The organism is Deltaproteobacteria bacterium, from assembly GCA_026388545.1.
Classification (GTDB): Bacteria; Desulfobacterota; Syntrophia; order Syntrophales; family UBA2185; genus JAPLJS01.
On sequence record JAPLJS010000053.1, the window covers coordinates 1 to 26,847 of the forward strand.

24 protein-coding genes and 3 tRNA genes are annotated in these 26,847 nt (G+C 46.6%); 7 read left to right on the forward strand and 20 right to left on the reverse strand.

The window, feature by feature from the left end:
- Both polA and NTW12_05930 read left to right on the forward strand, forming a co-directional pair.
- The coding region (polA, locus tag NTW12_05925) for a DNA polymerase I (GenBank protein MCX5845883.1) at positions 1-1,245 on the forward strand (1,245 nt) is incomplete at its 5' end.
- Positions 1,246-1,570: 325 nt separating this feature from the next.
- Complete coding sequence (locus NTW12_05930) at positions 1,571-2,044, forward strand: hypothetical protein (GenBank protein MCX5845884.1); 474 nt, start codon at positions 1,571-1,573, stop codon at positions 2,042-2,044.
- A gap of 123 nt (positions 2,045-2,167) precedes the next feature.
- Here the strand turns inward: NTW12_05930 and NTW12_05935 are convergent, their stop codons facing one another.
- The 4 genes from NTW12_05935 to NTW12_05950 form a co-directional block, all read right to left on the reverse strand.
- Complete coding sequence (locus NTW12_05935) at positions 2,168-2,599, reverse strand: PaaI family thioesterase (GenBank protein ID MCX5845885.1); 432 nt, start codon at positions 2,597-2,599, stop codon at positions 2,168-2,170.
- A gap of 26 nt (positions 2,600-2,625) precedes the next feature.
- Positions 2,626-3,426 (reverse strand): acetolactate decarboxylase, encoded by an 801-nt coding sequence (gene budA, locus NTW12_05940; protein MCX5845886.1) that lies wholly within the window; start codon positions 3,424-3,426, stop codon positions 2,626-2,628.
- 45 nt (positions 3,427-3,471) lie between these two features.
- Positions 3,472-5,718 carry a ferrous iron transport protein B gene (gene feoB, locus NTW12_05945; protein ID MCX5845887.1) on the reverse strand — a complete coding sequence of 749 codons (2,247 nt, stop codon included), beginning with the start codon at positions 5,716-5,718 and terminating at the stop codon, positions 3,472-3,474.
- 158 nt (positions 5,719-5,876) lie between these two features.
- Positions 5,877-6,554, reverse strand: coding sequence for a SprT family zinc-dependent metalloprotease (locus tag NTW12_05950; protein ID MCX5845888.1), 678 nt, complete (start codon positions 6,552-6,554; stop codon positions 5,877-5,879).
- A 213-nt stretch (positions 6,555-6,767) separates the two neighbouring features.
- Between NTW12_05950 and NTW12_05955 the strand changes: the two genes are divergently transcribed.
- Positions 6,768-6,926 (forward strand): hypothetical protein, encoded by a 159-nt coding sequence (locus tag NTW12_05955; GenBank protein MCX5845889.1) that lies wholly within the window; start codon positions 6,768-6,770, stop codon positions 6,924-6,926.
- Between the two features lie 355 nt (positions 6,927-7,281).
- Here the strand turns inward: NTW12_05955 and NTW12_05960 are convergent, their stop codons facing one another.
- The 10 genes from NTW12_05960 to NTW12_06005 all read right to left on the reverse strand — a co-directional run bounded on the left by NTW12_05960 (position 7,282) and on the right by NTW12_06005 (position 14,549).
- The gene (locus tag NTW12_05960) at positions 7,282-7,650 is read right to left on the reverse strand and encodes a phosphomannose isomerase type II C-terminal cupin domain (GenBank protein ID MCX5845890.1); all 369 of its coding nucleotides are present in this window, start codon (positions 7,648-7,650) and stop codon (positions 7,282-7,284) included.
- A 33-nt stretch (positions 7,651-7,683) separates the two neighbouring features.
- Positions 7,684-7,760: transfer RNA gene (locus NTW12_05965), tRNA-Arg, on the reverse strand.
- 12 nt (positions 7,761-7,772) lie between these two features.
- Positions 7,773-7,867 (reverse strand) — tRNA-Ser (locus NTW12_05970).
- Between the two features lie 102 nt (positions 7,868-7,969).
- Positions 7,970-8,055: transfer RNA gene (locus NTW12_05975), tRNA-Ser, on the reverse strand.
- A 33-nt stretch (positions 8,056-8,088) separates the two neighbouring features.
- Entirely contained in the window at positions 8,089-9,369 is a 1,281-nt protein-coding gene (gene serS, locus NTW12_05980; protein MCX5845891.1) for a serine--tRNA ligase, read from the reverse strand.
- A 109-nt stretch (positions 9,370-9,478) separates the two neighbouring features.
- Positions 9,479-11,083: a murein biosynthesis integral membrane protein MurJ gene (murJ, locus tag NTW12_05985; GenBank protein ID MCX5845892.1), complete on the reverse strand. Its 1,605-nt coding sequence runs from the start codon at positions 11,081-11,083 to the stop codon at positions 9,479-9,481.
- A gap of 45 nt (positions 11,084-11,128) precedes the next feature.
- Positions 11,129-11,446: a DUF167 domain-containing protein gene (locus NTW12_05990; GenBank protein ID MCX5845893.1), complete on the reverse strand. Its 318-nt coding sequence runs from the start codon at positions 11,444-11,446 to the stop codon at positions 11,129-11,131.
- Between the two features lie 29 nt (positions 11,447-11,475).
- Positions 11,476-11,775: a YggT family protein gene (locus NTW12_05995; protein ID MCX5845894.1), complete on the reverse strand. Its 300-nt coding sequence runs from the start codon at positions 11,773-11,775 to the stop codon at positions 11,476-11,478.
- A 94-nt stretch (positions 11,776-11,869) separates the two neighbouring features.
- Positions 11,870-13,651 (reverse strand): aminodeoxychorismate synthase component I, encoded by a 1,782-nt coding sequence (gene pabB / locus NTW12_06000; protein ID MCX5845895.1) that lies wholly within the window; start codon positions 13,649-13,651, stop codon positions 11,870-11,872.
- A gap of 115 nt (positions 13,652-13,766) precedes the next feature.
- Complete coding sequence (locus NTW12_06005) at positions 13,767-14,549, reverse strand: alpha/beta hydrolase (protein ID MCX5845896.1); 783 nt, start codon at positions 14,547-14,549, stop codon at positions 13,767-13,769.
- Between the two features lie 149 nt (positions 14,550-14,698).
- Here NTW12_06005 and proC point away from each other — a divergent pair, with 149 nt between their 5' ends.
- On the forward strand, positions 14,699-15,517 hold the full coding sequence (gene proC, locus NTW12_06010; protein MCX5845897.1) for a pyrroline-5-carboxylate reductase: 819 nt from the start codon (positions 14,699-14,701) through the stop codon (positions 15,515-15,517).
- Between the two features lie 166 nt (positions 15,518-15,683).
- Here proC and NTW12_06015 read toward each other — a convergent pair whose 3' ends face one another.
- From NTW12_06015 to cimA, 3 genes are all read right to left on the reverse strand, one after another.
- Complete coding sequence (locus NTW12_06015) at positions 15,684-17,558, reverse strand: Rne/Rng family ribonuclease (protein MCX5845898.1); 1,875 nt, start codon at positions 17,556-17,558, stop codon at positions 15,684-15,686.
- 15 nt (positions 17,559-17,573) lie between these two features.
- Entirely contained in the window at positions 17,574-18,182 is a 609-nt protein-coding gene (locus tag NTW12_06020) for an L-threonylcarbamoyladenylate synthase (protein MCX5845899.1), read from the reverse strand.
- 106 nt (positions 18,183-18,288) lie between these two features.
- On the reverse strand, positions 18,289-19,881 hold the full coding sequence (gene cimA / locus NTW12_06025; GenBank protein MCX5845900.1) for a citramalate synthase: 1,593 nt from the start codon (positions 19,879-19,881) through the stop codon (positions 18,289-18,291).
- 373 nt (positions 19,882-20,254) lie between these two features.
- Here cimA and NTW12_06030 point away from each other — a divergent pair, with 373 nt between their 5' ends.
- On the forward strand, positions 20,255-20,596 hold the full coding sequence (locus NTW12_06030) for a hypothetical protein (protein ID MCX5845901.1): 342 nt from the start codon (positions 20,255-20,257) through the stop codon (positions 20,594-20,596).
- 53 nt (positions 20,597-20,649) lie between these two features.
- Here the strand turns inward: NTW12_06030 and NTW12_06035 are convergent, their stop codons facing one another.
- Both NTW12_06035 and NTW12_06040 read right to left on the reverse strand, forming a co-directional pair.
- Positions 20,650-21,477: a phosphoribosylformylglycinamidine synthase subunit PurQ gene (locus tag NTW12_06035; protein MCX5845902.1), complete on the reverse strand. Its 828-nt coding sequence runs from the start codon at positions 21,475-21,477 to the stop codon at positions 20,650-20,652.
- Between the two features lie 197 nt (positions 21,478-21,674).
- Positions 21,675-24,653, reverse strand: coding sequence for an AIR synthase-related protein (locus tag NTW12_06040; GenBank protein ID MCX5845903.1), 2,979 nt, complete (start codon positions 24,651-24,653; stop codon positions 21,675-21,677).
- Between the two features lie 292 nt (positions 24,654-24,945).
- Here NTW12_06040 and NTW12_06045 point away from each other — a divergent pair, with 292 nt between their 5' ends.
- A complete protein-coding gene (locus NTW12_06045; GenBank protein ID MCX5845904.1) occupies positions 24,946-25,338 on the forward strand; it encodes a universal stress protein in 393 nt (130 codons plus the stop codon).
- Between the two features lie 118 nt (positions 25,339-25,456).
- Positions 25,457-26,392: an autotransporter domain-containing protein gene (locus NTW12_06050; GenBank protein ID MCX5845905.1), complete on the forward strand. Its 936-nt coding sequence runs from the start codon at positions 25,457-25,459 to the stop codon at positions 26,390-26,392.
- A 48-nt stretch (positions 26,393-26,440) separates the two neighbouring features.
- On the opposite strand, the gene NTW12_06055 is transcribed toward NTW12_06050, so the two are convergent.
- Entirely contained in the window at positions 26,441-26,842 is a 402-nt protein-coding gene (locus NTW12_06055) for a hypothetical protein (protein MCX5845906.1), read from the reverse strand.
- Positions 26,843-26,847: the final 5 nt, after the last annotated feature.

Genomic DNA, 26,847 nt, shown 5'->3' on the forward strand with positions numbered 1-26,847 from the left:
GAAAAGATTGTGCAGGAGGGCTTCGAAGACCTCTACTATCAGGTAGAGATGCCTCTCATTTCTGTTCTTGCGGCGATGGAGAAAAAAGGCGTCCTCTTGGATACAAAGCTGCTAAAGGAGATGTCCGCAGAAATTGAGCAACTGATGACCCTTACCGAGGAAAAGATCTACCAGTTGGCAGGGGGAAAATTCAACGTTAATTCACCGAAACAACTCCAGGTGGTTCTCTTCGAAAAGCTGGGGCTTCCCAGGGGCAGGAAGACGAAAGAGGGATATTCGACCGATGTCGACGTCTTAACCTACCTGGCCCGGAGCCACGAACTGCCCGCGGAGATCCTGTCATACCGGAGCATGGCAAAGCTGAAATCAACCTACATCGATGCGCTGCCGTTGATTATCAACCCGGAAACGGGCCGTGTACATACATCCTACAACCAGACAGTAACCGCTACGGGACGTCTTTCCAGCAGCACTCCTAATTTGCAGAATATCCCCATCAGGACACCGGAGGGGAAACGAATCAGACAGGCCTTCATTGCTCATGACGGCTGGGAAATCGTCTCTGCCGATTATTCCCAGATTGAACTCCGGATACTTGCCCATCTCTCCGATGACACAGCGTTGATCGATGCTTTCATGGCAGGCGAAGACATCCACACCGCGACGGCCTCCAATGTCTTCGGGGTATTCCCCGAAATGGTAAATGCGGACATGAGGCGGCAGGCGAAAGTTATCAATTTCGGCATCCTCTACGGCATGAGCGCCTTCGGCTTATCCAAGGAACTGAACGTATCCCCAAAACTGGCCCAAGCCTATATCGACGAATATTTCAACAAATACCGCGGTGTAAGATCATTTCTGGATGGAATCCTGGAAAGCGCACGGAATAACGGGTTTGTCACCACCCTCCTGAATCGACGCAGGTATCTCCCTGAAATCAACAGCAGCAATGCTCCCGTCAGACAGTTTACCGAGCGCATGGCCATCAATACTCCGATCCAGGGTACGGCGGCCGATCTTATCAAAGTGGCCATGATCAATATCTCAAAGCTTTTGGCGAAACGGCATCTCTCCGCAGCAATGATCATGCAGGTTCATGATGAACTGGTCTTTGAAGTTCCTCTCGCCGAAAAGGAGGAAATCATGATTCTGGTCAAAGAAGAGATGGAAGAGGTAATAAAACTGAAAGTCCCTCTCAAGGTGGATATCGCCTCCGGCAGAAACTGGGACGAGGCTCATGGGTAAGATTATTTTGTTTTTTAATTGGTACAGTGTCCCCAAAATTCCGAATTTTTAAGTAGTGAAGAAACACCCTCTCTTGTTTTGTTTGAACAATAGCCCCTCCTTATTCTTCCCCTTATAATGCTGGTTTTATCCTCGTATTTCTCCTATATTTTTCCAATATTGTTTTTTTGGATATTCACTATATAGTCCTTCCAGATTTCATCGAACTTCCCCACAGCATGCTGCGGAGAATCTTCGATCCTTTAGGATATTGCCGAATCGAATCCTTAAGATACGGCAAGCTTTTTTCACAGATAAGGGTTGGTAATAGGAGGGAGATTAAACAATGGGAGATCCTGTCGCCTACATGTTTTATGTGCTGCGACTTGCACAAGAACAGCAAACAGCTACATCGATCTTTAACACAATTACATTTTGGCTAATAATCGGCATCATGGCCCCAATACTTATTAAGTTCCTCCTCGCTGCAGCAGAATTTTCCAGAGTCAAAAAGGGCCTAATTGCAGATAAAGATAAATTTAAACAAAGCCCCCTTGGGCCATTCGGTATGTTTTTTGGAATACCGGCTTTCATCCCAAGGAGCAAGTCTGAGATAGAAAGTGAAAAGCAGTATGCGTATAAGAAATGGGGCACAACTTTTAGCGCCACCTGTATTGTTTGTGGATTATTTCTGTTTATAATCGCAGTGATAGGAAACGCAGATAGTAATGTAAGTGCAATCGGCAAAATCAAGAATGTTACGCCGGGAACGATTCTGTTTATTATAGGCTTTTTATTTCGGAAGACTTTGCAACGGTAAAAATTAAGGTTCGGCTAACAACCCCATGAACCAGGATGTTGGTAAGGAATGGAACTTATTGATTGTATTCGGTCGCTAACCCCGATGCAAGCTTCGGGGAATGTGCTCGCTGCGGATTCATGGTTAATCTGAACTATCCTTTAAAAAGGGAATCTCCTCGTCTTTGATATAGACCAGCGCCTGGCAGACCGCAATGAGATTGCTGTCATCCCTTACCGTAATCTGGTAGGAAGCCGTCCTTCGTGTTCGATTGATTTCCTTTGATTCCGCCGTCAATACGGTATTCTTCTTCGGCGGCCTCATGTAGGTCACATTGATATTGAGGGCAACGGCAATGTTGCTGTGGCTGTTGGATGATATCTCGAATGCCTCATCGATTAATGAAAATATCGCACCGCCATGGGCCATTCCATATATATTATCCATCTGCTCTGTGTATTCCATTTCGCAGAACGCATAGCCTTCTCCCACATCCTTCAATTTAATATTGAGAAGGTTGGCAAAGGGTTCCTCGGCAACTTTTTTAAAATACACTGCTCTCTTCCGGTCTTTCATATCGGCTATCAACTCCTAAAATAACATTACCGGCCAGTGGGCGCCCTGGACTTTTCGACCTTATCCAGATCCTTCCTTTTTTCTTTGGTCAGGTCTGTAGTATAAAAAGACTCGCTTCGCGGCAAAACCATACGGAATTCATGCACAGCTTCGACCCCTATATTCACGGAGTCTGTCTGAAAGCCAAGCACATGTCCCCCCGACATCTTGTCTTCCGTTATAAAATGCAGGTGATATCCCGGAACATTGACACCGCCAACGTAGGCGGGACAACGGAAGCCAACCAATGTTCCCCTGATATTACGCAATTCAAATTCAGGCTGATTCGCAAGCGCGTCCACGAGGCGGGGGTAAGGTTTTTGCTGTTTGTAGACGGATCGCGTTTTCACCTGCTTGAACATTCCGTCAACCCGTATGGCATAGAAGATGTTTTTTGTCGGAATTAATTCGTCGAGATAATTGGTCAACCCCTGAAAATCCAGCGACGATTCCGGAGGAACGACACTCACAGCATCGAAAAAGGTAACCACGGCGAATGGCGTTTTCATCGATCCTTGAATACGGTACGCTTTGCCGTCGGCCCGAATCTGATAGAAAATGCCATCGAGTGCAATCATCTCACCATCGAGGCCGTCGAATGTACCGATGCCAAAATCACCGTGCCGTGACAATTCGCCAACTGTCATACCTGAATCATAAACACCCTCCAAAAGGGCATTGATTGCAGAGTACTGGAATATGGCGCTGCGCTCTTTCGGCAGACTTGCACAGCCGCCGGAAATACCCAGCACAACCGCCAATCCCACAATAATAACCCTACGGATCATAGAACACATACCATGGCGCCTCGTTATATGCATTAATTCTCTATGTTACAATCCAATCAATAGAGCAAGGCGATAGGCAATGAGGCCTCCTGAAAAAGAAACCACAAGCATAAGCAGTAAAGACGATGCAAACCACTTCCAGTTGCCCAATTCCCGTTTCATTACGGCAACAGTCGCAGCACAGGGAACAAAAAGCATCAGAACAACCATGAAAGCAAGTCCTGAGGCATTACTTACAACTGTCGGCAAGATGTGAAGCAACCCCTGTTCTCCGACGCCGTAAAGGACACTGAGCGTTGCTATTGCATTCTCTTTTGCCACAAAACTTGTAATCAAGGCAGTCAGCATTTTCCAGTCAAGCCCCATTGGTTTCCCTATCGGTTCCAGGAGGCGGCCTATCCACGCCAGAATGCTCCCTTCCACATTTCCGTCCGGGAGATAGGATAAAACCCATATCAAGATCGAAACCGTCATTATGACGGTGCCCGCCCTCTTCACAAATGCAACTGTCCTTGCCCACACGACAAGACCTATCGTTTTCGGATCAGGTTTATGATACAGGGGAAGTTCCATAATGAACGGCATCGGCTCATCCTTCAAAACAAATTTATTGATCAGCATACCTATTACACCTAATACAAGGATGTTCATGGCCAGCAATGACCAGGAAACAAGAGCTGCCTTGTCCGCAAACAGAGCGGCGGCAACAACGGTGAGAACGGCAAGCCGTGCCGTGCACGGGACGAAGGGAATAAGGAATATTGTCAGTAACCGTTCCTTCTTGGATTCCACAATCCTGGTCCCCAAAATCGAGGGCACGTTACACCCAAAACCTAAACACATGGGGATAAAACTCTTCCCGTGGAGACCCACAAGGTGCATGAATCTGTCCATTACAAATGCCGCTCTGGCCATGTATCCCACATCTTCCAGAAACGCCATGACCGCGAAAAATATCAACAGTATGGGAAGCAAGGTAAAAACAGATCCCACGCCACCGATGATACCGTCGATGAGGATTCCTCTGATCCAGGGATGAAAAGAAACGAGTGCCGGTTCACTCCACCGGGCAAAAGCGCTTACCAGTTTTTCAAGCTGTTTCTGCAAGGGAAATCCTACTTTGTAGGTTACAAAGAAGACGCTTGCAAATACCGCAAGGAGGATCGGAATACCAAAAACGGGGCGGGTGAGGACATGATCAATTCTGTCAGTCATAACAACCTGCCCCATTTTAAATCTCAAAACGGCCGCCCGGGTAACCTTTTCGATCCAGTCATACCTGCCGTCAACCACAGCATGGAGTGAATCCTCGTGTTTAATAAGAAGTGATTGAATCTCGCTCCATGTGTGATCCGGCACAAGACCCTGTATCATTTTCAATATTTCCGGATCGCCTTCCATGAGCTTCGTCGACGTCCAACGAATGGTGAATGGAGGCCGGACATAGTCTTTAATAAGTTCCATGAGACGGTCAAAAATAGCTCTATGATCCGGGGAGACATCCGGTATTCTTGGTTTGTATTCGGTTTCTCCCTTCGCAACAGCAATGACCGTTGACACAAGCTCCTTGATCCCCCTGTTTTTCGTCGCAACCATCGGAACAACGGGTATTCCCAGAGATTTCTGGAGGGCCTTCACATCAATCTGGATTCCCTGAGAGTCTGCAACATCTATCATATTAACGGCTACAACAATAGGAGGGCCTAAAAGCAACAGCTCAGATAAAAGATAGAGACTTCTTTCGAGTGCGGATGCATTTACAAGAAGGATAATAACGTCCGGATTCACGCTGATAATGAAATCCCTGGCAACTCTTTCCTCTTCTGAAAAGGCGGTCAGGCTATATATGCCGGGCAGGTCTATGATCTGCATCTCTACATCATTCGAAACATGGGCGCCTTCTTTTTTCTCTACTGTTTTTCCCGGCCAGTTGCCTACATGCTGAGATAATCCGGTGAGGATGTTAAATACCGTTGATTTTCCCACATTTGGCTGCCCTGCAAGTGCAACAAGAAGTTTTTTGCCGACTTTTACCGTGTCTGTTTCATCCCGTGACGCCGGAACCCTGTATACCAGTATTTTCGACGCCTCTCCGCTTCCCAGCGCTACCCTCGTATCTGTTACCTGTACAATAACCAATCCTCCGCTTTTACGAAGGACTTTGAGTTTCGCGTTGCACACAATCCCCATACTTGCAAGCCTGCTCGTCAGGGACTTTTCACCGGATATGGTTTGAATTATCCCTTCCTCACCCACTCCCATTGATGTAACGGGTATTAATTCAGCGCCCATTTGCCCCTTTCATAATAGGAAAATCAACGAGCACGCTTATACCAAAATTATATCGGAAAATATACAAAAATGAAGTTCACCGACTGGAGGGGTAGCTTCACGGAAAGGAAGATAGTGTGGAAGCGGAGTTTCGGGACGCGTCCCCGATCATTTGACAGCTAAATATCCAACAGATGCCCATTCTCCTTTAACCAGAGCCTCTGTTTCTTGTAATCGGGAGTGGTTTTCGCTACCAAATCCCAGAAGCGCACAGAATGATTTTTTTCTTTCATATGTGTTAATTCATGGACAACCACGTAATCAATAACGGAACAGGGCGCCATGATAAGACGCCAGCTGAAAGACAGATGATTAAACGGAGAACAGGAACCCCAGCGGCATTGTGCGCTACTTATCCTGCTGCCATTCGGGTAAAGCTCAAGTTTCCGGCTGTAATAATCAATCCTTTCTCCGATATATTCCTGGGCTCTTTTTCTGTACCATACAATGAAAAGCTCTCTTCCCCGATTTGCATTATCTCCGGTAAGGACAAATTGACTTGAGGAAAAGGTCAAGGAGTCACATACATCATTGTTATCCTCTATTTTCAATCGGTAGGATATCCCCAGAAATAAAAAAAGTTCTCCCGTCACATATTCCTTTGGCTTGATTTCTTTCAGCCTTTTATCCCTTTCTCTGATCTTTCTTAACAACCACCTTTTTTTCGTATTGAAAAATTTATCTATTTCTCCCATCGGGGTGCGATGGGGCGCATAAACAACAGTGGTCCCGTCCGCTTTCACCTGTAATGAGATCGTCTTTTTTCTTTTTTTGCTCCTTACTAATAGATAACTCATGTCCATTTTTTATCGTCCTACACGTTGCATTGCTTGCTGTGAGCAAATATACCATTTATTAAGGGGAGAAAATAGAGTATGATGAGAATCTGAATAAATAAAGCTGAAGAGTGGAAGACAATATACTCCGCAAGCCTCTGGCAGAATTTACAGAGTGCTGTTTGCAAGGATTAATCCCATTCATAAAAAAACAGCCGAGCACTATAATAAATAATGAGATGCTCGGCTGTTTTCTTATTAGGTTTTAATAAAGATATTACTTGTGCGCTGGCGCTGCCGGAGCTGGCGCTGCTGGAGCTGGTGCCCCAGGTGCAGGCGCTGGTGCTCCAGGTGCTCCCGGTGCTGGTGCCGGAGCCGCTGCTTCTTTCTTAGCTGGCTCTGCAGGTTTCTTTTCTGGTGCAGATGGACAGCCAACCAAAACAAGCGTAAATGCTATTAACATCAGCACCGAAAGAATGAAAGCAAACACCTTCTTCATCAACTAGTACCTCCTTTCAAAAATTTTCAGACGCTGGGTGTTAAACCCATACCTTTAGCGTGGCAAAATACTCCATTTTTTTTCCTTGTCAAGATAAATCTATCAAATATTTCATTTAAAAATGGGGCACTGCTTCTCTCATACCCTGATCCTTTATCTATGATGGCATAAATCGTTTACAATTATAACTACATAGTGATTTGCTCTTTGTGAGGAATAAATGCGCAACAAGTCTTGACGAGGAGGTTTTCAAGCCCGGCCATAATCATCTTCTGAGCGCTCAATGTCATCTTCACCGAAGTAATCGCCTGTTTGAGTTTCGATGAAGATCAGGTTTTCATCCCCGGAGTTCATAATCCGGTGCCAGGCTTCCTGCGGAATATCTATGGCCTGGCCAGCTTTCAGGGGTATCTCCTCATCATTTCGGGTTACGACGGCATGACCCTGCACAATATACCAGTGCTCCATCCTGTGTCGGTGACGCTGCAGACTCAATCGCTGCTTCGGATACACAACAATCCGTTTCACTTTATGGTCAGGCTCATCATCGAGAACACGGTAATAACCCCATGGCCGGTGATCTTCAACAGATATTAGGGATGATTTTGAGGGCACCATACTGATGTTAAGAAGTTATTCCTGCTTTTTATTTGGCACGCCCAGCAGGGGTCGAACCTGCGACCTTTGGATTCGTAGTCCAACGCTCTATCCATCTGAGCTATGGGCGCTCCATAAATGTATGGCGGAGAGAGGGGGATTCGAACCCCCGGTACACCTTTTAAGGGCATACATTCGCTTAGCAGGCGAACCCATTCGGCCTCTCTGGCATCTCTCCGTTTATTTAGGGATCAGAGGGCAGGGGATAGGGATCAGTAAAATCTTTATGACTCCTCGCTGATCCCTGTTCCCTAACCCCTAACCCCTAATTCTCTGTTCATGGCGGAGGGAACAGGATTCGAACCTGCGAACCTTTCGGTTAACGGTTTTCAAGACCGCCGCCATCGACCTCTCGGCCATCCCTCCGTGATGATGTCTCTTGCAGGAATGCAGTGCATATTAACCCGGGGGTAGTATCCTGTCAATTCCTTTCACGTACGGTCTTAGTGCGTCGGGGATAATAACACTCCCATCAACCTGCTGGAAATTTTCCAGAACAGCAACGACGGTTCTCCCCACAGCCAGTCCGGACCCGTTGAGGGTGTGGACAAACTCCACCTTGCCGCTCACGTCGCGGCGGAACCTTATAGACGCTCTGCGGGCCTGAAAATCCCCAAAATTACTGCAGGAGGATATTTCTCTGTACGTATCCTGACCGGGAAGCCATACCTCAATATCATAGGTCTTGGCGGAAGAAAACCCCAAATCCCCTGTGCACAGACTCACCGTCCTGAAATGAATGTCCAGCCTTTTCAAAATTTCTTCGGCATTGAGGGTTAATTTTTCCAGTTCATCGTAGGATGTCTCCGGTTGTGTGAATTTGACTAACTCCACCTTGTTGAACTGGTGCTGCCTGATCAATCCCCTTGTATCTTTTCCGTATGAACCCGCCTCAGAACGGAAACAGGGCGAATACGCCACATAATAGACCGGAAGATCGCGCTCATTTAAAATCTCATCACGATGGATGTTGGTGACCGGTACTTCCGCCGTGGGGATGAGGTAATAATCAAAGCTTTCAATCTTAAACAGGTCTTCTGCAAATTTCGGGAGTTGCCCCGTTCCTGTCATACTCTGACTGTTTACCATGAAGGGCGTTAATACTTCCGTGTAGCCATGCTCTGATGTGTGCAGGTCAAGCATAAGATTGATGATGGCCCGCTCCAGCATAGCCCCCAATCCACGATACAAGGTAAATCGTGCTCCCGTTATTTTTGCACCCCTCGCAAAATCCAGGATATTCAGATCTTCACCGATTTCCCAGTGCGGTTTTGGTGTAAAATCAAACTGCGGCTTCTCCCCCCAAACCCGGATTACCGGATTATCCTCCGAACTTGTCCCGTATGTGACGGATTCATGAGGCACATTGGGTATGACCATAATAATATCATGGAGGTCCTCCTCGATTATTTTCAGGGACTCGTCCATATCTTTGATACGGTCAGACACCTCGCTCATCCTGGCAATAAGCTCAGAGGCGTCTTCTTTCTTTTTTTTCCTCTCGCCGATCTCCTTGGAGGCTGTGTTCCGCTCATTCCGCAGGGACTCAACTTCCTGGAGGATATCGCGCCTTTTCGCATCCAGAGAAACAAATGCATTGAGGTTAATATCCTGACCTCTCTCAAGCATTTTTTTCCTAACAAAATCAATATTCTGTCTCAGATACTTTATATCCAGCATGATCTGACCTTCCCTTTATCATAGCCCCGTTAAAAAGATAAGCTTCCTATCACTTCAAACCCTTGAAGTCAATATTTTTTATCCGGGTATTGATTTGATCTCTCTGTTTTTATTGATCTTTAGCACTAACAATCTTCCTTTTTACCATATCGATAATCATCCTCATTTCCGAACACTTAACTAAACAGGATGAGATCAAAAATACAGCCGTCCCGGCAAAAATGCACACGGTGAGGTACAGAAGTCTTTCGTTGAACGGTCCTTCACCCCTCCAGGGGAGAACTATTCCTATGAGGATGATAACCCCCCACATCACCAGGGATGACAGGAACATCTTGAAAACAGAATGATAAAATTCCCGGTCTAAAAAAACCCCGATTCTCCTTTTAAGAACAACCGTGAGCATGATGACATTAACAGCGGTTGCGATAGATGTAGCCAGTGCAAGGCCGCCGTGTTTCAAGGGAAACATGAGAATAACACTACAGATAACATTAACAATCAATGCCACAATTGCTGCCTTCATGGGGGATTTCGCATCCTGCAGGGAATAAAGAGCCGAGATAATCACCCTGATGACCGAAAAGGCCCACAAACCGACGGCATAATAGAAAAGGGCCTGGGCTGTGAGGAGGGTTGACTGGATATCAAATGCGCCTCTCTGGAAAAGTACGGAGATTATGGGAACACGCAGGGCTATCAAGGCAATCGTAGCCGGTATGGTAACAAAAAGTATCAACCTCAGGGAAAAATTGATTGTTCTTTTTAAATCATGAAAATCACCCTTCGCTACCTGTTCCGAAAAGCTGGGGAGCGCGGCAGTTCCTATCGCAATGGCAAATACACCTAAAGGAAGCTCAACGATCCTGTCGGCATAATAGAGGTAGGATACGCTGCCGGTCGGCAGAAGTGATGCCAGAATCGTAGCTATGAAAATATTGATTTGATAAATTGATGCCCCAAAAGCAGCGGGAAGCATCAGGAGGCCTATTTTTTTAAGGCCCGGATGCCTGAAATTAAAATCAGGTTTCAGTCTTACCCCCAATTTAACAAGAAAAGGCCACTGCATGACGAGCTGCAGAATGCCCCCGATCATGACCCCCACGGCAAGCGCTGTGATCGGTTCCTGGAAAAAGTCCCTGAACAGCAGCGCCGCAATGATCATACAGATGTTCAGGATCACGGGGGAAAGCGCCGGGGCAGCGAAATGACGCAGTGAATTCAGGATACCCATACACAGCGCCACCAGTGCCATGAAGAAGATATAGGGGAACATCAGACGAGTGAGAAAAACCGTCAGGTGATAGTGGCCGGGATACTTAACATACCACCCGGGCGCCATGAGTGTAACGATCAGGGGAGAGAAAATAACGCCTGCAAGGGAGACAACTACCAGGATAAGAGAAAGGGCGGTAAAGACGACATTGGCCAGTTCAAAGGCATCCTTCTTCGTCTTTTTGTTCAGGTATTCCGTGAAGACGGGCACAAAGGAGACGGTGAGTGATCCTTCACCGAGCAGGCGCCTCAGCATATTCGGGATTCTGAACGCAACAAAAAAAGCGTCCGTTGTAAGACCGGCGCCGAAAAAGGCGGCGACAACCATATCCCTGAGGAAACCGAATATTCGAGAGAGCATGGTAGAAAGACCGACCACCCCTGCCGCCCGTGCAACCTTTGAATTTTCAGTGCCTCTGATCGTATTTTCTTCTTCCATACTCTACAAATAGCATCCGGGGGAAAGTTTCAGGCTAGGCGATACTTAATCCTTGCTCATTTTCTGAAAAAGCGGCAATCCTGATATAATATCTTCAATATCTTTCCTTCTTATGCCCTCTATGGCAATCGTTTTCTTCTTTGATTTATGGCCGCTTACGATGGATACTTGTTTTTTCCCGATACCCAGAATATCAGACAGGAACCTGATACACTCCGTATTCGCCTGTCCTTCCACGGGTGGGGCTGTGATTTTAAGCTTCAACGCGTCATCCCGGACACCGGCAACCTCGCATTTTGATGACCTCGGAACAACATGGATATGGAAAATGACTCCATGCTCCGTTTCTTTAATGTAAAGCATAGTCGCTGAAAACCCGTTTGGGCGAATCGTTACCTGAAGTATACAGCCAGTTCAATCATGCTTTTGACGAGAAAACTCTGCAGGAAAATAATCGCCAGAATAATGACAATAGGTGAGAAGTCAATCCCCATGCCTCTCAGCGGGAGCCATCTTCTCACGGGCGCCATAACGGGTTCCGTCACCCGATAGAGAAACTGAACGATCTGATTATAAGGATCGGGGTTTACCCAGGAGATGATGGCTCTGGCGATAATGATCCACATATAAATGGATAGTACGATGTCAATGATTTTTGCCAATCCAACAATAAAGTTTCCCAGTACAAACATATGTTCTCCTTCTCTATGGTGAAAAGTAAAGCAAACTACCTCACTTAAGCATGAAACCATCAATTTTGCAAGAATGATGAGCGTTGACGTGCGTTTAGTTACTTTTGAGGACAGCCTTGCGCCACTTGCGCACCGAATTGATTACAAATATATGCTTGCTTCTTGTCAGATCTTCAACCTTCAAAATGCCCTCTGCAATTTTGCCGTCATCGATGAGCCGGGCGCGAAAGGTTCCCGGTAATAATCCGCACGAGACATTTGGTGTGACCATTTTACCATCAAGGAGAACGACGATGTTTCCGACACACGATTCCGTAATTTCACCTTTCTCGTTCCATAAAATAACATCGTCGCATTCGGAGCAGGCATTCCGGGCATCATCATATACCTGACGATTGGTCGTCTTATGATACAGAAAGGGGTTGGAAGAATCAACTGGCGCTGACGCCAGCCCAAGTCGCACCGGCCGGGGTTCGTTGCTGCCGTTGAGCGGTGACGACCGGCCGGAGACCTCGCCATCCTGCGCCACTAAGAGCCGTACCTTATGCGGACTATCCGAATGCGAGGCTGCCAGTTCCGCCAGTTTTTCCCGAACCTGCTCAAGGTCAAAAGCAATACTAAAATAGGCAGCAGAATCGCTTAAGCGCCGTAAATGATCATGGAGCAGAAAGTACCCATCATCCGGCGTCCACAGCATTGTTTCCAGAAGTGAAAAATGGGGCCGCCTTACTCCTAACACACGCGTTTTGATCTTACATTCCATGTATTCGTCTCCACTTTCTGACTCCCACAGAATTCCGCCGCCGACACCATACTCCGCATCACCAGTATCCCTATCAATGAGTACGGTGCGGATGGCCACATTGAATTGCGAAATTCTCCCGGGGGCCATGAAGCCGATGCAACCGGTATAAATGCTTCGTGGCGTCGTCTCCAAATCGGCGATGATCTGCATGGTACGCGGCTTTGGTGCACCGGTAATGGAAGCGCAGGGAAAGAGAGCTGCCATGATGTTACAAAGAGAAGCATCTGTCGTTGCAGTGACGGTTGATGTCATCTGCCAGAGCGTCGGGTATCTTTCGATGTCAAAGAGTCTGGTTGCACGTACGCTGCCGATATCCGCGATGCGACCCATATCATTCCGTATCATGTCAACGATCATGACGTTTTCTGCCCTGTTTTTCTCTGAATGATTCAGCCATCGAGCTATGGCGTTGTCTTCGTCCAGGGTACGGCCGCGCGCTGCCGTACCTTTCATCGGTCGTGCCAGCAGTTGGCGGCCATTTAGTTGAAAGAATAATTCCGGCGAAGCGGAGCAGACAATATACCGTCCTGTGTCAATATACGCAGCATAATCTGCCTGTTGCGCCTGGATAAGAGTCAGAAAGAATTCCCATGGGTCGCCTGTGAACGGCCCGCGCAGGCGAAACGTATAATTCACCTGGTACGTTTCGCCATCGGCGATGAATGTTTTTATCTGAGAGATTGCCTGATCATATGCTCTCTGGCTGATCGATGGAACCCATTGGAACGAAGCGTTAGCCCGGGCAGTATACGGTGATGGAAGCTCAATCACATCAGGCTTTGGATAAAGGCCAAACCAGAGAAGCGGAAACGATGATGGCGGCCGTGTACGGAAGGCATGGTCAAAAGCCGGTGCTGCTTCATAGCTGATGAAACCGGCCGCGTGGAACCCATGATGATGCACCATCGACTCAATCAAACTCACCTTGGGGACGACTTCTTCAATACAGCTTACTTCAATTACCTGCTGAGGCTCCCGGAAACACAACCACTGCCTGTATACAGCATCATGAATGATAACGGAATTTGTTATCTCAGGAATTATATGATTGAATTTTAATGAATTTTCCATAATGCGATGCCAATTTGTCATACATCGGTTGTCCAATAAACAATCCTCTAACAACGAGTACGGGAGTAATGATGTTTACAATCACATTCCGAACTAATATCATGATGGGGTGGGATTAGATTGACGGTAGAGATTCAACAAACTCTCTCAGTATCCTGTTGAAGGCCTCTGCATTTTCCAGCATCACCATGTGCCCCGCGTTTTCAACCAGAGACAGCTGCGCACCGGAAATGTTATCCTTAAGGAATTGTGACATCACCGGTGGGGTCATCTTATCATGAACGCCACACATGACAAGGGCAGGTATCCCGATCTGTGAAACCCGATCTGTGATATCGAGTCTGTTACAGGCAAAAAAATCACCATAGAGGACGTCGGGCCTGACACGTGACAGACCCTCAATCAAAGTATGCGACAAGCGTTCTCGGTTTTCCTTGGAAACAGCAAACTTGGTAGTTAACTCTATAGCGAAATCGGGATCCGTTTTCAGACCCATGAGAATCATTTCATTGACCGGCATTTTAACTCCTCCGCCCACGGGAACAATGCCGGAAAGCACCCCTCCATATTTTATGGCAAATACCAGGCTTATAGCTGCACCCAGGGAATGACCGATTAAAACCGGTTTCTTCAAAGCGAGAGAATCAAGGAGCTTTCTTACCCATTTAACATACTGTGAAACATCTTTTTCACCCTGGCCTTCGGACAGTCCATGACCGGGTAAATCAACGCAAACAATATTAAAATCGTCTTTCAATTTTGCATACTGCCCTATCCAGATCTTGTGGTCTGCACCTGACCCATGAATGAAGACGAGACTTTTTCTTTCCTCGTTAAAGTTCGGGTTGTTTACCCAGCAGGCGATATTTACACTATCTATTTCATGAAAGACTATCATGTGGACCTCCCAAATTAATTACATCCGGGCACTTGGTACCTACCATGTATGGTGAATATTGTACAAAAAAAGATTGATAATCTTGTAAAAAGTCGTACAGTGGTTCAAAATCGGCCCCGCAAAGGGCAAATCCGAGGGAGAAGAAAGACATGTTGAAGGGAAAAAAGATTGGTTTTATTGGTGGAGGCAAAATGGGCAGTGCCCTAATCAACGGTATTTTATCCCGCGACTTACTACCCGCAGGAAATATCACTGTGTCTGATGCAGTAAAAGAGCGGCTGGAAGACATTAAAAAAACATGCGGAGTTCGTGTAAGCGAAGATAATAAAAAAACTGCAAAGGGTGCAGATATCATTATCCTGGCTGTGAAACCTCAAAACATGGCAGAGGTGCTGGAAGAGATATCCGGGATCCTTGATAAGAATAAACTCATCATATCCATTGCAGCGGGCATTTCCACACAGTACATAGAAGGATATATCAAGAAGGGCGCTCGCGTCATCAGGGTTATGCCGAATACTCCCGCACTGATCGGTGAAGGAGCTACAGCCATTACCAGGGGTTCACAGGCAACTGATGAAGATTTTACGGTTACCCGTTATATTTTTGAAGCCGTTGGAATTACCGTTTCCGTTAAAGAAGACCTCATGGATGCAGTAACGGGCTTGAGCGGGAGCGGCCCCGCATATGGCTTTGTAATAATTGACGCACTTGCCGATGCCGGCGTCAACATGGGGATCAGCAGGGACATTGCCTTGAAACTTGCGGCACAAACCCTTCTGGGCGCAGCGAAACTCTGCCTTAAGGGTGACAAACACCCTGCAGAGCTGAAAGATATGGTTACTTCTCCCGGAGGAACAACCATAGCCGGATTGAAGGCCATGGAAGAGGGAAAACTGCGGGCCACCCTGATGGCGGCTGTCGAGGCAGCTACCCTGCGGGCAAAGGAACTGGGCAAGAAAAAATAATCCAATTAAAAAAGAACGGCTTCGTAAAAAGCTCCAGAGGCAAGGTGCGTAAATCCTGAGGAACGAGTCGTACTTTTGGCGTACGTCGCATAGCCTGCCCCGTACTTGATACGGGGAGGGATGCAGCGCAACGCAGCATATGGACTTTTTACGAAGCCGTGAGACTCTACTCCTCCAGTTGTTCAAAAACCTTACGGAGCCTGCTTAAGAGATCTTTTTCATTCTCCCCTGTTACATTCGGCGACACCAGCGCAGGGGCTGCGCCGTCACGGGACTGTTCTATCCTCTTATACGTGGTAATATCATCACTTCGCTCAGAAGGGGGCAGAGAATTCGGTTCAACGGATTTCTCATTCGTCTTCTTTTTTCTGTGTCTCGATCTCCGTCTGGGTTTCTTTTTAATTGGCTGCGGGCTTGTCTCACTCAGTTCATCAGTCTTTTGTGGTGACTCACCGGCCTCAGCGGCAATTGATGGAGTTTCAAAGAGTTCGGCGATTTCTTCTTCTTTTTTATCCATTTCCTCTTCCAGGCGGCTTTCCTCCTCAGGAGGAGCTTCCTCAACAACATCCTTACTGACGGATTCGATTTTCACTTCATCCCATTGCGTGTCAGCACTTCCGGAAATATTAATGGACACGCCATGGGCGCTTTCAAGTTTACTGATTTCGTTTCTCTTTCGGTTCAGAAGGAAGTCGGCGATTTCGTATGGCAGTTTTAATTTAAGAACAGAATAATCTCCCTTGACTACCTGAGATTCAATTTTTCTAAAGGCGCCCAGCGCCGTGTATTCCAGGGACGGCCTCGCACCGCGTCCCTTACAGTAAGGACAGACGGTATAACTGATCTCTTGAATGGTCGATTGTTTTTTCTGTCTCGAGAGTTCAAGAATTCCGAACTTGGATATGCGCGACATCTGTATCCTCGCCCTGTCGACATTAAGGGCCTTTTTGAAAGCCTTTTCCACTTCGGCTTCATTTTTTCGATCACGCATATCGATGAAGTCAATGACGAGCAGTCCACCCAGGTCTCTCAGGCGAAGCTGCCTCGCTATCTCCTCTGCCGCTTCAAGGTTAGTTCTGAAGGCGGTTTCTTCAACATTTCTTTTGTTCGAAGCCCGGCCCGAATTAACATCAATCGTAATCATGGCTTCTGTAGGATTTATAATGATGGATCCTCCGGATTTCAATTCTACCCGATCCTGGTAAATGACACGAATCTGATCTTCAAGTCGATATTTATCAAAGAGAGGGGTCTTTTCCTTATAGAATTTGATCATTTTTAGAATCCTTGGGAGAACAGCTTTGGAGTATTCTCTCATTTTTCTATATGTTTCGACGTCATCTATAAGGATCTCTTCGATTTCCGATGTATAGTAGTCACGAAGAGAACACACACCAAAATCACTTTCCTGATAAATGAGTGCCTGTGAAGAAACGGTCTGCGCTCTCTTCTGAATCTCCTTCCATAACCTTGACAGGAGTTGATAATCCCGGGAGAGTTCCTGCTTCGTTCTGTTCATGCCTGCAGTTCGGATTATAAAACCAACCCCGTCGTCAATCTTGATTTGCTCCATTAATTTTTTAAGCCGCTTGCGATCTTCTTCATCGTCTATTTTTCGCGAAACACCGCTGCTTTGTTTGTTCGGCAGTAAGACCAAGTATCGTCCCGGTAGCGATATATAGGTCGTAAGAAGAGCCCCCTTACGTTCACTTTCTTCCCTTACCACCTGAACCAACACCCCCTGGCCGGCTTTCAGAGCAGTTTTCTGACTCGCCGGACTACCTCCCTTTTCACTGTGCTCTGTAAAATATTCCGAACTGACATCGTGCAGGGGGAGAAATCCATCCCTCTTGCCTCCGTAATTTACAAAGGCTGCCTGGAGACCACGCTCTACCTTCATAACGATGCCCTTATAAATGTTACCCGTTATTGGTTCTTTGACGGCCATTTGTATGTTGTATTCAACCAGTTTACCGTCATCTACTATGGCCATTCGCTTCTGTTCCGGATGAACAGCATTGATTAACATTGCTCTCTTCATAAATATCCTTGTTTTTTATATAAGAGTGGACACATCGCCCTTCCCTTCCCTGATAATCTCTATTGTGTCATCAACAAGACTGACAATACTTGATGGCTCGGAAACCAGAATGCCTCCATCTATGATTAAATCTACACAGTGGCCGAATTTATCCTTTATTTCAGATGGATTGCTGAATACGTCACCATCTTCAGTTGATACACTGGTGCTGATAATGGGTTGTCCCAGTTCACCGACGAGGGAAAGACATATTTGATTATCAGGCACTCTGATCCCTGTGGTTAGTCTTTTGGGGAGAATAATCTTCGGAACAAGCCGCGAAGCCTCCAGGATAAACGTGTACGGTCCCGGCAAGAGGCGTTTCATGGTCTTATACGCAAAATCCGACACCCGGGCGTAACGGCTAATATCCTTAAGATTGGCGCAAACAAAACTTAACGGTTGTTTCCTGCTTCTCCTTTTTATCTCATAAATCTTATCGATCCCTTTTTTGTTAAAAAGGCTGCATCCCAGCCCGTAGACCGTATCGGTGGGATAGATGATGACTCCCCCGTCCTGCAAGACATCAACGGCCTTTCTTATCAACCGCATCTGGGGATTTTGACTGTTAATGGACAGATACATATCAATTTCCCAATATCACCTTTATTCTTTTACTTTCCGGCATCATATAATCTTTGTTACATTATCAGAATCAAACGCCATTATCAATGAACTTGTCGAATTTCTATCAGACATTGTTATTTATATTCTCTTCATCCTTGTTCAATTTGTATTGGATACTATCTACGAGGGCCTGCCAACTCGCTTCAATGATGTTTGTAGATACACCTATAGTACTCCATATATCGCGCCCATCACTTGAATCTATAAGGACTCTCACCTTCGCGGCCGTTCCCTCACAGCCTTCCAGAATCCTTACTTTAAAATCCACCAGATGCATCTCATTGATTTGAGGGTAAAATTTCGTCAATGCCTTTCTCAGGGCATTATCCAAGGCATTTACAGGACCATTCCCCTCAGCGGCAGTCAATTCCTCTTCACTGCCTACCGATATCTTGATCGTGGCCTGCGATATGGGCGGATTGTTTCCTGTTTTTGCGTTAATTACCTGAAAGCTCTCAAGAACAAACGGCTCTACAATCTCACCTTTTATTTTTTTCATCAATACCGAAAGGGAGCCGTCGGCCGAGTCAAAATGATATCCCTGGTCCTCCATTATCTTTATCTGTCGAACGATATCTTTATTTATAGCCGTCTCTTTGCCTAAATCGACACCCAGTTCCCTTGCCTTATATGCGATATTACTTTTCCCCGAAAGGTCCGATACCAGCACCCGCTCATGATTTCCCACCAGTTCCGGTTTAATATGTTCATATGCGACCGGATTTTTTAAAACGGCATCAACATGTACTCCACCCTTATGAGCAAATGCGCTTCGACCAACAAACGGCCTTGAATTGAGCGGGGGGATATTCGCAACATCGCTCACATAATTAGAGAGGTTAGTCAATTGACTGATAGACGCCTCAGGCAGACATCTCTTATTCATTTTCAACTGGAGGTTGCCGATTATGGAAATAAGGTCGGCATTTCCGCACCTTTCCCCATACCCGTTAATCGTTCCATGAACCATCCTGACACCTGCAAGAACGGCTGCAAGTGAGTTTGCTACGCCAAGGCCACAATCGTTATGGGCATGGATACCGAGGAGATGGGGAGGAATATGAGATGTGACTTCCTTGATTATTGTGGTTAGATCATGAGTCATTGTCCCACCATTTGTATCACACAGAACAATCATATCAGACCCGGCAGAAAGGGCAGTCTCTATTACTGTGCGTGCATACCCGGGATTATTTTTATATCCGTCGAAAAAGTGCTCCGCATCAAAGATGACTTCCTTCCCCTTTGACTTTAAATATGCAACAGAATCGCGGATCATGTCCAGATTTTCCTCAAGGGATACATTGAGAATATCTGAAAGATGAAGATCCCATGTCTTGCCGAAAATTGCCACTGTCGGCGTCTCGGATTGCAGCAGAGCCATTATATTAGGACACATTGAGGCATTAATATACGGCTTTCTGGTACTGCCGAATGCTGCAAGACGGGCATGCTTGAACGACATACCCTTCGCCATTTCGAAAAAGCGCGCATCTTTTGGATTTGATCCCGGCCATCCGCCTTCAATGTAGTGAAAACCAATCTCGTCAAGACGTTGAGCGATGCGAAATTTTTCTTCAGCCGAAAAATTGATCTGCTCTCCCTGGGTCCCGTCTCTCAATGTCGTATCATAAAGCAAAACATCTCCTGAATCCATAACTCCCTCCCTTTTTTAAAAAAAAACCGCTATCAGATACCCTGATAACGGATTCCTCTTACTTTCATGTTTTTTATCGAAACACTACACCACTACCAGGTCTCCTATGTCAGGAACCTAATTATGCCTGCGATGATTATAATGGGTTTTTTGGTGATCATGTTTCCAATCATGCTGCCTCGTTGCTCCAAAAGGTGAGACTCTATTTGTTCATAATGTATAAATATACATACCATTTGTCAACAGAAAAGATACTGTAAGCCATTTACCGCATGTTGCATGCAATAAATTGCAAAGAGAGAAGAATAAAAATTGACCTCTTCACCGTAGTTGTGTACTTAGGCGAATATTGGTTGATAAAAGGAGATGTACCATGACCGGCAACGATCCGAATAATAGCCCTGAAATGAAGATAGACCAGGACAATCTTTATCATGAGGAGACTTTCTCCGATTTGAAGGTCGGGTGGATCCGGCGACTCACTCCCGTGAGAGCCGACGGTTCCAGGGATAATAGACGTAAACCCATTTTTATCGGGCAGACGCAACTGGTTTCACCGCAAGGACCTATCCCGATTCAATGCGAAATCCCGGCGAAGACTCTTCCGGATGCCATATCAAAATTTCCTGAAGCGATGGAACTGACGATAAAGAAGGTGATGGAACGGGCGATGGAAATGCAGCGGCAGGCCGAATCCCGGATTATCACGCCTTAATCCACCTGAGAAAAAACAGGAATTGCATTGCGTTCTTCAAATACCATTGCAGCTCAGACATCCTCTTTTTTAAGAAAGTCAATGGCATTCCTGAAGATGGCCAGTCCCATCCCTTCTTCGGGAAGTGTCTCACGGGTCCAGCGGGGATGGTTGGTGTAGTGGAGATATGCTTCGGGATGAGGCATGAGGCCAAAAATCCTCCCCGTACTGTCGCAGATACCGGCGATGCCGTCTATAGAGCCGTTAGGATTAGCGGGATAGTCCATGGCGATATCCGTATAATTATGATGACTGTACTGAACAGGGACCTGGCGAGCATCGTGTAACCTTTCGAGAATATCCTCATCTTTCGTAATAAACTTTCCCTCCCCGTGTCTTACGGGGAGATACAGCACCCCTATATTTTTTGTGAAGATGCAGGGGGAATCATGATTCACCCGGAGATAAACCCATCGATCTTCAAAGCGGCCTGAATCGTTGAAAGTCAGAGTTACAGTCTGCGTCCGGTAATCTCCGTCAAAACCGGGGAGCATCCCCAGTTTGACCAATAGCTGGAATCCATTGCAGACGCCGAGGATCAGCTTACCCTGTGCGATGAACCTGACAAATTGATCATACAATATCTCTGAAGTTCCTTTGACTTTTGCGTGCAGGATACGGTTCGCCCCGGCTTTCGCCGAGCCCAGATCATCGCCGTCAAGAAACCCTCCGGGCAGGTTGAGGAAATGATAATCATCGAGGCTTTTTTCGCCATAGAGCAACGTGCTGATATGGACGATATCCACCTCATCGGCGCCCGCAAGCCTGCAGGCATGCGCCATTTCCATCTCACAGTTCGTTCCGTTTCCTGTAATGACGATTGTTTTAACCTTCTTGGGCATACGATGTTCCTCTGTATGAAAATATTAATAATTACCGTAGTTGCAAAAAGGATTCAAGGATTCAAGGGTTCAAGTGTTCAAGTGTTTATTTTCCAACCTTTCAATCCTTGTCCTTTTTCAACATCTCGCTCGAATCCTTGACTCCTTGGCTCCTCAAATCCTGAAGATACAGGCAACTTTTCCAAGATGAAGCAACATTAAAAGTCCAGCGGCTTTTGCCACACCGCTTTTAATTCGTCGATATCTTCCTCGACGATACTGTTTCCCCTGATTCCATTTATTTTCAATAGCCCTTCCTCAAGAACTGTTCCCACCTGACTGATGCTCATTCCCTTCATTATTTCTTCGAACGGCTCTTTTACAGCGGGAGAAATCGTGACAACAAATCTGCTCTGTGACTCCGAAAAAAGGAGTGTATCGTCACGATCGACGCCGGGAGATGGGACGAGGTCAAGGTTGACCAGCATGCCCAACCCGCCTGCAAACGCTGTCTCGGCAAGGGCAACACCAACTCCTCCATCAGAACAGTCATGACAGGAAGCCACAAGGCCTTTCTGAATGGCTCCGCTCAACGCGATATACAGCGCTTTCGCTTTTTCCGCGTTGACCCTTGGAACCTCATTCCCAATGTAGCCATGCATGGCGTACCATTCGGAACCACCTAATTCAGGATAGGTCTCACCGACGATATAGACTAAATCACCGGGGCGCTTCGCATCCATCGTGACCGCTTGCCGCACATCCTCGATTTTTCCAATGGTAGAAAACAGGAGAGTCGGCGGGATCGATATTTTCACGTTTCCGATGTGATAGTCATTTTTCATACTGTCCTTTCCCGAAATGCAGGGAACACCGAAAGCCCTCGTATAAAAATAAAGGGCCTTGTTCGCCCGGACGAGTTGCGCCAGTTTATACTCGCCGTCGGGGGTCTTTTCCGACTGGACCGGATCGCACCAGCAGAAGTTATCCAGCCCGGCCATCCGGTCAAGGCTTCCCCCCACAGCTATTGCATTCCTTATAGCCTCGTCAATAGCACATGCAGCCATGTGGTACGTATCAATATCACTGTAACGGGGGCAGATACCGTTCGCCACAACAACACCTTCAAAGGAAGTAAGGATGGGCCGGATAACCGCGGCATCACTGGGTCCGTCATTGGCAATACCGACCAGCGGCTTAATAACGCTGCCTCCCTGGACCTCATGATCGTACTGTCGTACGACGGCCTCCTTGCTGCAGATATTCATCCTGGATAGCATGTTTTTCAAGGCCTGCCCCATATCGGCAGGTTCAGGAAAATCCGGCTCCGGATGCAAAGGGGGTAACCACTTTGCACGCAACTGCATCTGGGGAACTCCGCTGTGGAGGAAATCCATCTCCAGATAGGCAACCGTTTGGTCCCCATAGAGAACATGGAACATTCCAGAATCCGTGTATTTGCCGACAACGGTCGCCTCCACATCCATCTTCCGTGCAAGCTCAAGAAATGCATCGACTTTTTCCGGAGCTACCGCCAGCGTCATCCTCTCCTGGGATTCGGAGATGAGAATCTCCCAGGGGTTCAAGCCGGCATACTTCAAGGGAGCCTTCTTCAGATCGATTTTACATCCACCGGATAAGCGGGCAGTCTCGCCTACAGAGGAAGAAAGGCCGCCCGCACCGTTATCGGTAATACACCGATAGATGCCGCGGTCTCTCGCAATCAGAAGAAAATCGGTCATCTTTTTCTGAGTGATGGGATCACCGATCTGTACAGCCGTCACGGGGGAACCCTCATGAAGTTCCTCGGAAGAAAATGTCGCCCCGTGAATCCCATCCTTCCCGATTCTACCCCCGGCCATAACAACAGCATCCCCGGGGTGAATTTCTTTCGTATGCGCAGGCTCACCATGGACAAAGGAAGGCATGATCCCCCCCGTCCCACAGTACACAAGAGGTTTCCCCAGAAATCGCTCATCGAATACAATGCACCCGTTAATTGTGGGGATACCGCTCTTATTCCCACCATGCTCAACACCTTCCCGAACCCCTTCATAGATGCGTCTCGGGTGGAGGATCCGTTTCGGGAGTGGTTTATCATACGTGGGCGGTGCAAAACAGAAGACGTCTGTGTTGAAGATCAGTTTCGCGCCTCTGCCCGTGCCGAAAGGATCCCTGTTGACCCCGACAATTCCCGTAAGGGCGCCGCCATAGGGGTCAAGAGCCGAAGGAGAATTGTGCGTCTCTACCTTGAAAACCAGATTGTAGTCATCATTGAATTTTATTATTCCGGCATTGTCGACAAAAACGGACAGGCACCAGTCATCCTTTCCCAGATGTTCCCTGATCTCCTTCGTGGATCTCCTGATGAAGCTGTCAAAAAGGGAATCGATTTCCTGAAATATACCACGTTCGTCTTCGTAAATAATCCTGGCGTTGAATATTTTGTGTTTGCAGTGCTCGGACCATGTCTGGGCAAGACATTCCAGTTCGGCATCGGTCATTGTTTCACCAAGGCCCACCTTTCTCCTCTCATCAAGAATCGCCTCATTTCTCAGATAATTCCGGAGAGCCTTCATCTCATCTAAATTCAGGGCCAGGACACGCTCGTTGCTCTTTTTAAGCAGCATCTCTTCGCTGACATCAAGATCGATTTCTTCAACAGTCAGGTGGTTTTCACCGATAACACGCGGCACAGAGGAAGGCATCCCCTTCTTCCTGTCCCATGACTTTCCATCAACGATCACGTATCGCTCGATGAGATCATTGGCCAAGAGGCTCGAAGCGATTCTTTCTGCGTCTTCCCTCCTGATCGGCCCTTCAATCACATATTGCCTTGATGTGTATACCCCGGAAAGCCGGTCCGATACTCTCCTTAAGAGCAATTCGATAGACTCCCTGGCAGTTTTTCCGACGTTATCGGTGACACCGGGCCTGAAACCCACTTCAATCATCCAGTCGAATCGGTCAGCCAGGCCGGTGTTAATTGCAAAATTCTGGATGATCGAATCGGAAAGAGGGCCGCCGGCAACGATTTCCAGCTCCTCGCGTGTCAGGTTTCCATCAATGGTATGGACTTCGATGGTTTTCACTGAATCAACATTGATGTGCAAATGTTCGACAATTCTTTTTTTAATCTTTTCGCCGAGGGCGTCTCTTATCCCTTCCTTGAATCCTATTTCAATCCTGTCTGCCATTTTTTGCTAAGACCTTTTCCCTGCCATGATAATTAAGATAAGTGCGCCGGTAAAATACCAAAAGGCATTTGATAAATCAACCTGGGATTGGGTTTTTCTCCATGCATTAACTTTTTGCGATAGTATCAAGAACTATCACCTGAAATTTTTTGCGATGAAACAATTGCATAAAATGGTTGAATATGCTAACAAATTCACCTAACAAGATAGATATAAACGGCCGGCTTAGGTAATAGAGAAACAGTAATCTAAGTGTTTGCACTCTTGGACCTTTTTAAGAAAGGAGATCGCTATGAAGATATTGGTAGGATATGACGGATCCAGTGCGGCACAGAATGCTTTGGATTTAGCAAGAAAACACGCAAAAGCCTTTGGCGCAGAAGTATATGTGCTGACCTCCATGGTAAAGGGTACCGAGAGGCAATTGGAAGATATCGAAAGGACCGAAAGCGATCTGGAAGGTATCAAGACTTTTTTTGATAAGGATAGTGTGCCCTGCAAGATTCACCTGCTGATTCGCGGACTGTCGCCTGGAGAAGACCTTGTTCAATTTGCAAAAGAAAATGAGATTGACGAAATTATTGTCGGTATTGAAAAAAAATCAAAAGTCGATAAATTCATCTTTGGCTCTAACGCCCAGTATGTGATTCTCGAAGCCCATTGTCCGGTGGTTACAGTAAAGTGAATACGAGGATGAATCAAAATCACATGGTTACAAAGCATACTATTCAGTCCCGCAGCACGTTTACAAAAGATGAAGGCGTTACTGTCATTCTGTAAATAAGACTAAGGAGATTTGTTTTATGAAGACAAAGGTTGCTTGTGTCGTAATCAGTTTGCTCTTTTTCGTTTCGCCTGTTTTTTCCATAGCTGCTGATATGCAGATAAGCGGTCCTGTGGTGAATGAAAAAATAACGGAACCCGAGAACAGGGATTTCTTCAAGAGTGAAGAAAAATCCGAAGTTCGGAATATTTTTGCAAATCAGAGCTTTGAATTCGGCTTAATGTATCACAAATTCGACTATAAAGAAGACCTGGCTGCTCCCTATAAGAGCACTGAAAACGGGTGGTTGCCTGGTTTCTATCTGGGATGGAACTATAATAAAAAAAGTGATGTCTACTCAAAGATATTTTTTGAATTCTCCTTCGGAGATGTCGAATACGACGGGACTACCCAAGCCGGGACACCGATAAAATTCTCAGAAGACAATTATCAGTTTCTTTTTCGAGGGGAATGGAACATAGGTTACAATATAGCCATTACAAAAAATATTTCCATCAAGCCGTATGCAGGATATGGTTATCGATACTGGTCCCGAGGACAGGAAAAAATCACGGCGACCTACACCTCTTATAATGAAAAGTATTACTGGCATTACATTCCCGTAGGTATCGGGGCTGATTTTAACATCGGTGAAAGGCTGGTCATTGAACCCAATGTCGGTCTTCGTATAATGTTTTATGGCAAGATGACAGCATACTTCTCTGAACTAAACTCTGCCAATGACGATCCTGAGTTCAAATTGGGAAACAGAACCGGGTGGTATGCAGAAATCCCTTTCAGGTACAAGTTCTCCCAATTCTGGTCGGCTGTCATCAAACCTTGGTATGAATACAGTGAAATCGGTCAAAGTGATTACGTAGAATATACATATAACGGTAGTCGTCACATCGCCTATGAACCAGCAAGCAGAACACACCAGTATGGACTGAACATTGGGACAGTCTTTTCTTTTTAAAAGAAAGTATCCACAAAATTGAGAAGTTAAGCGGTCGATTACTCAGTATCAGGAATGGTTGCCTCCGGTACTGCTCGCACCGGGGGGTGGGGATGCTGCCGTATTACGGCGAAGAATTTTCTTAAAGAGTGCTTTTATGGCGTACCTCATCAGGGGCCGCGCGTATTTGGCTCCGGCAAGCCAGGCACCGAAGAGAAAGACCAGGTGGGAAAAGCCGTAGGTAACCGGTCCACCAATGGCGACAATCAGAGGTTCCCGGAAATAGACCGACAGGATGCCCAGGGCCGCCACAGCTGGCCATCCGATGATGTAACTGAATGCGACAAGGCAAAGCCCGATGATCATTCGGGCCGAGGGTTGCTTCCAGATATCCTTCAGGTCAACCGGGTCCTCCAGGGCCTCCCGAATGAATTTCGTTTGGGCAAGGCGTTCGGCGGCTTTACGAATCATAGAAT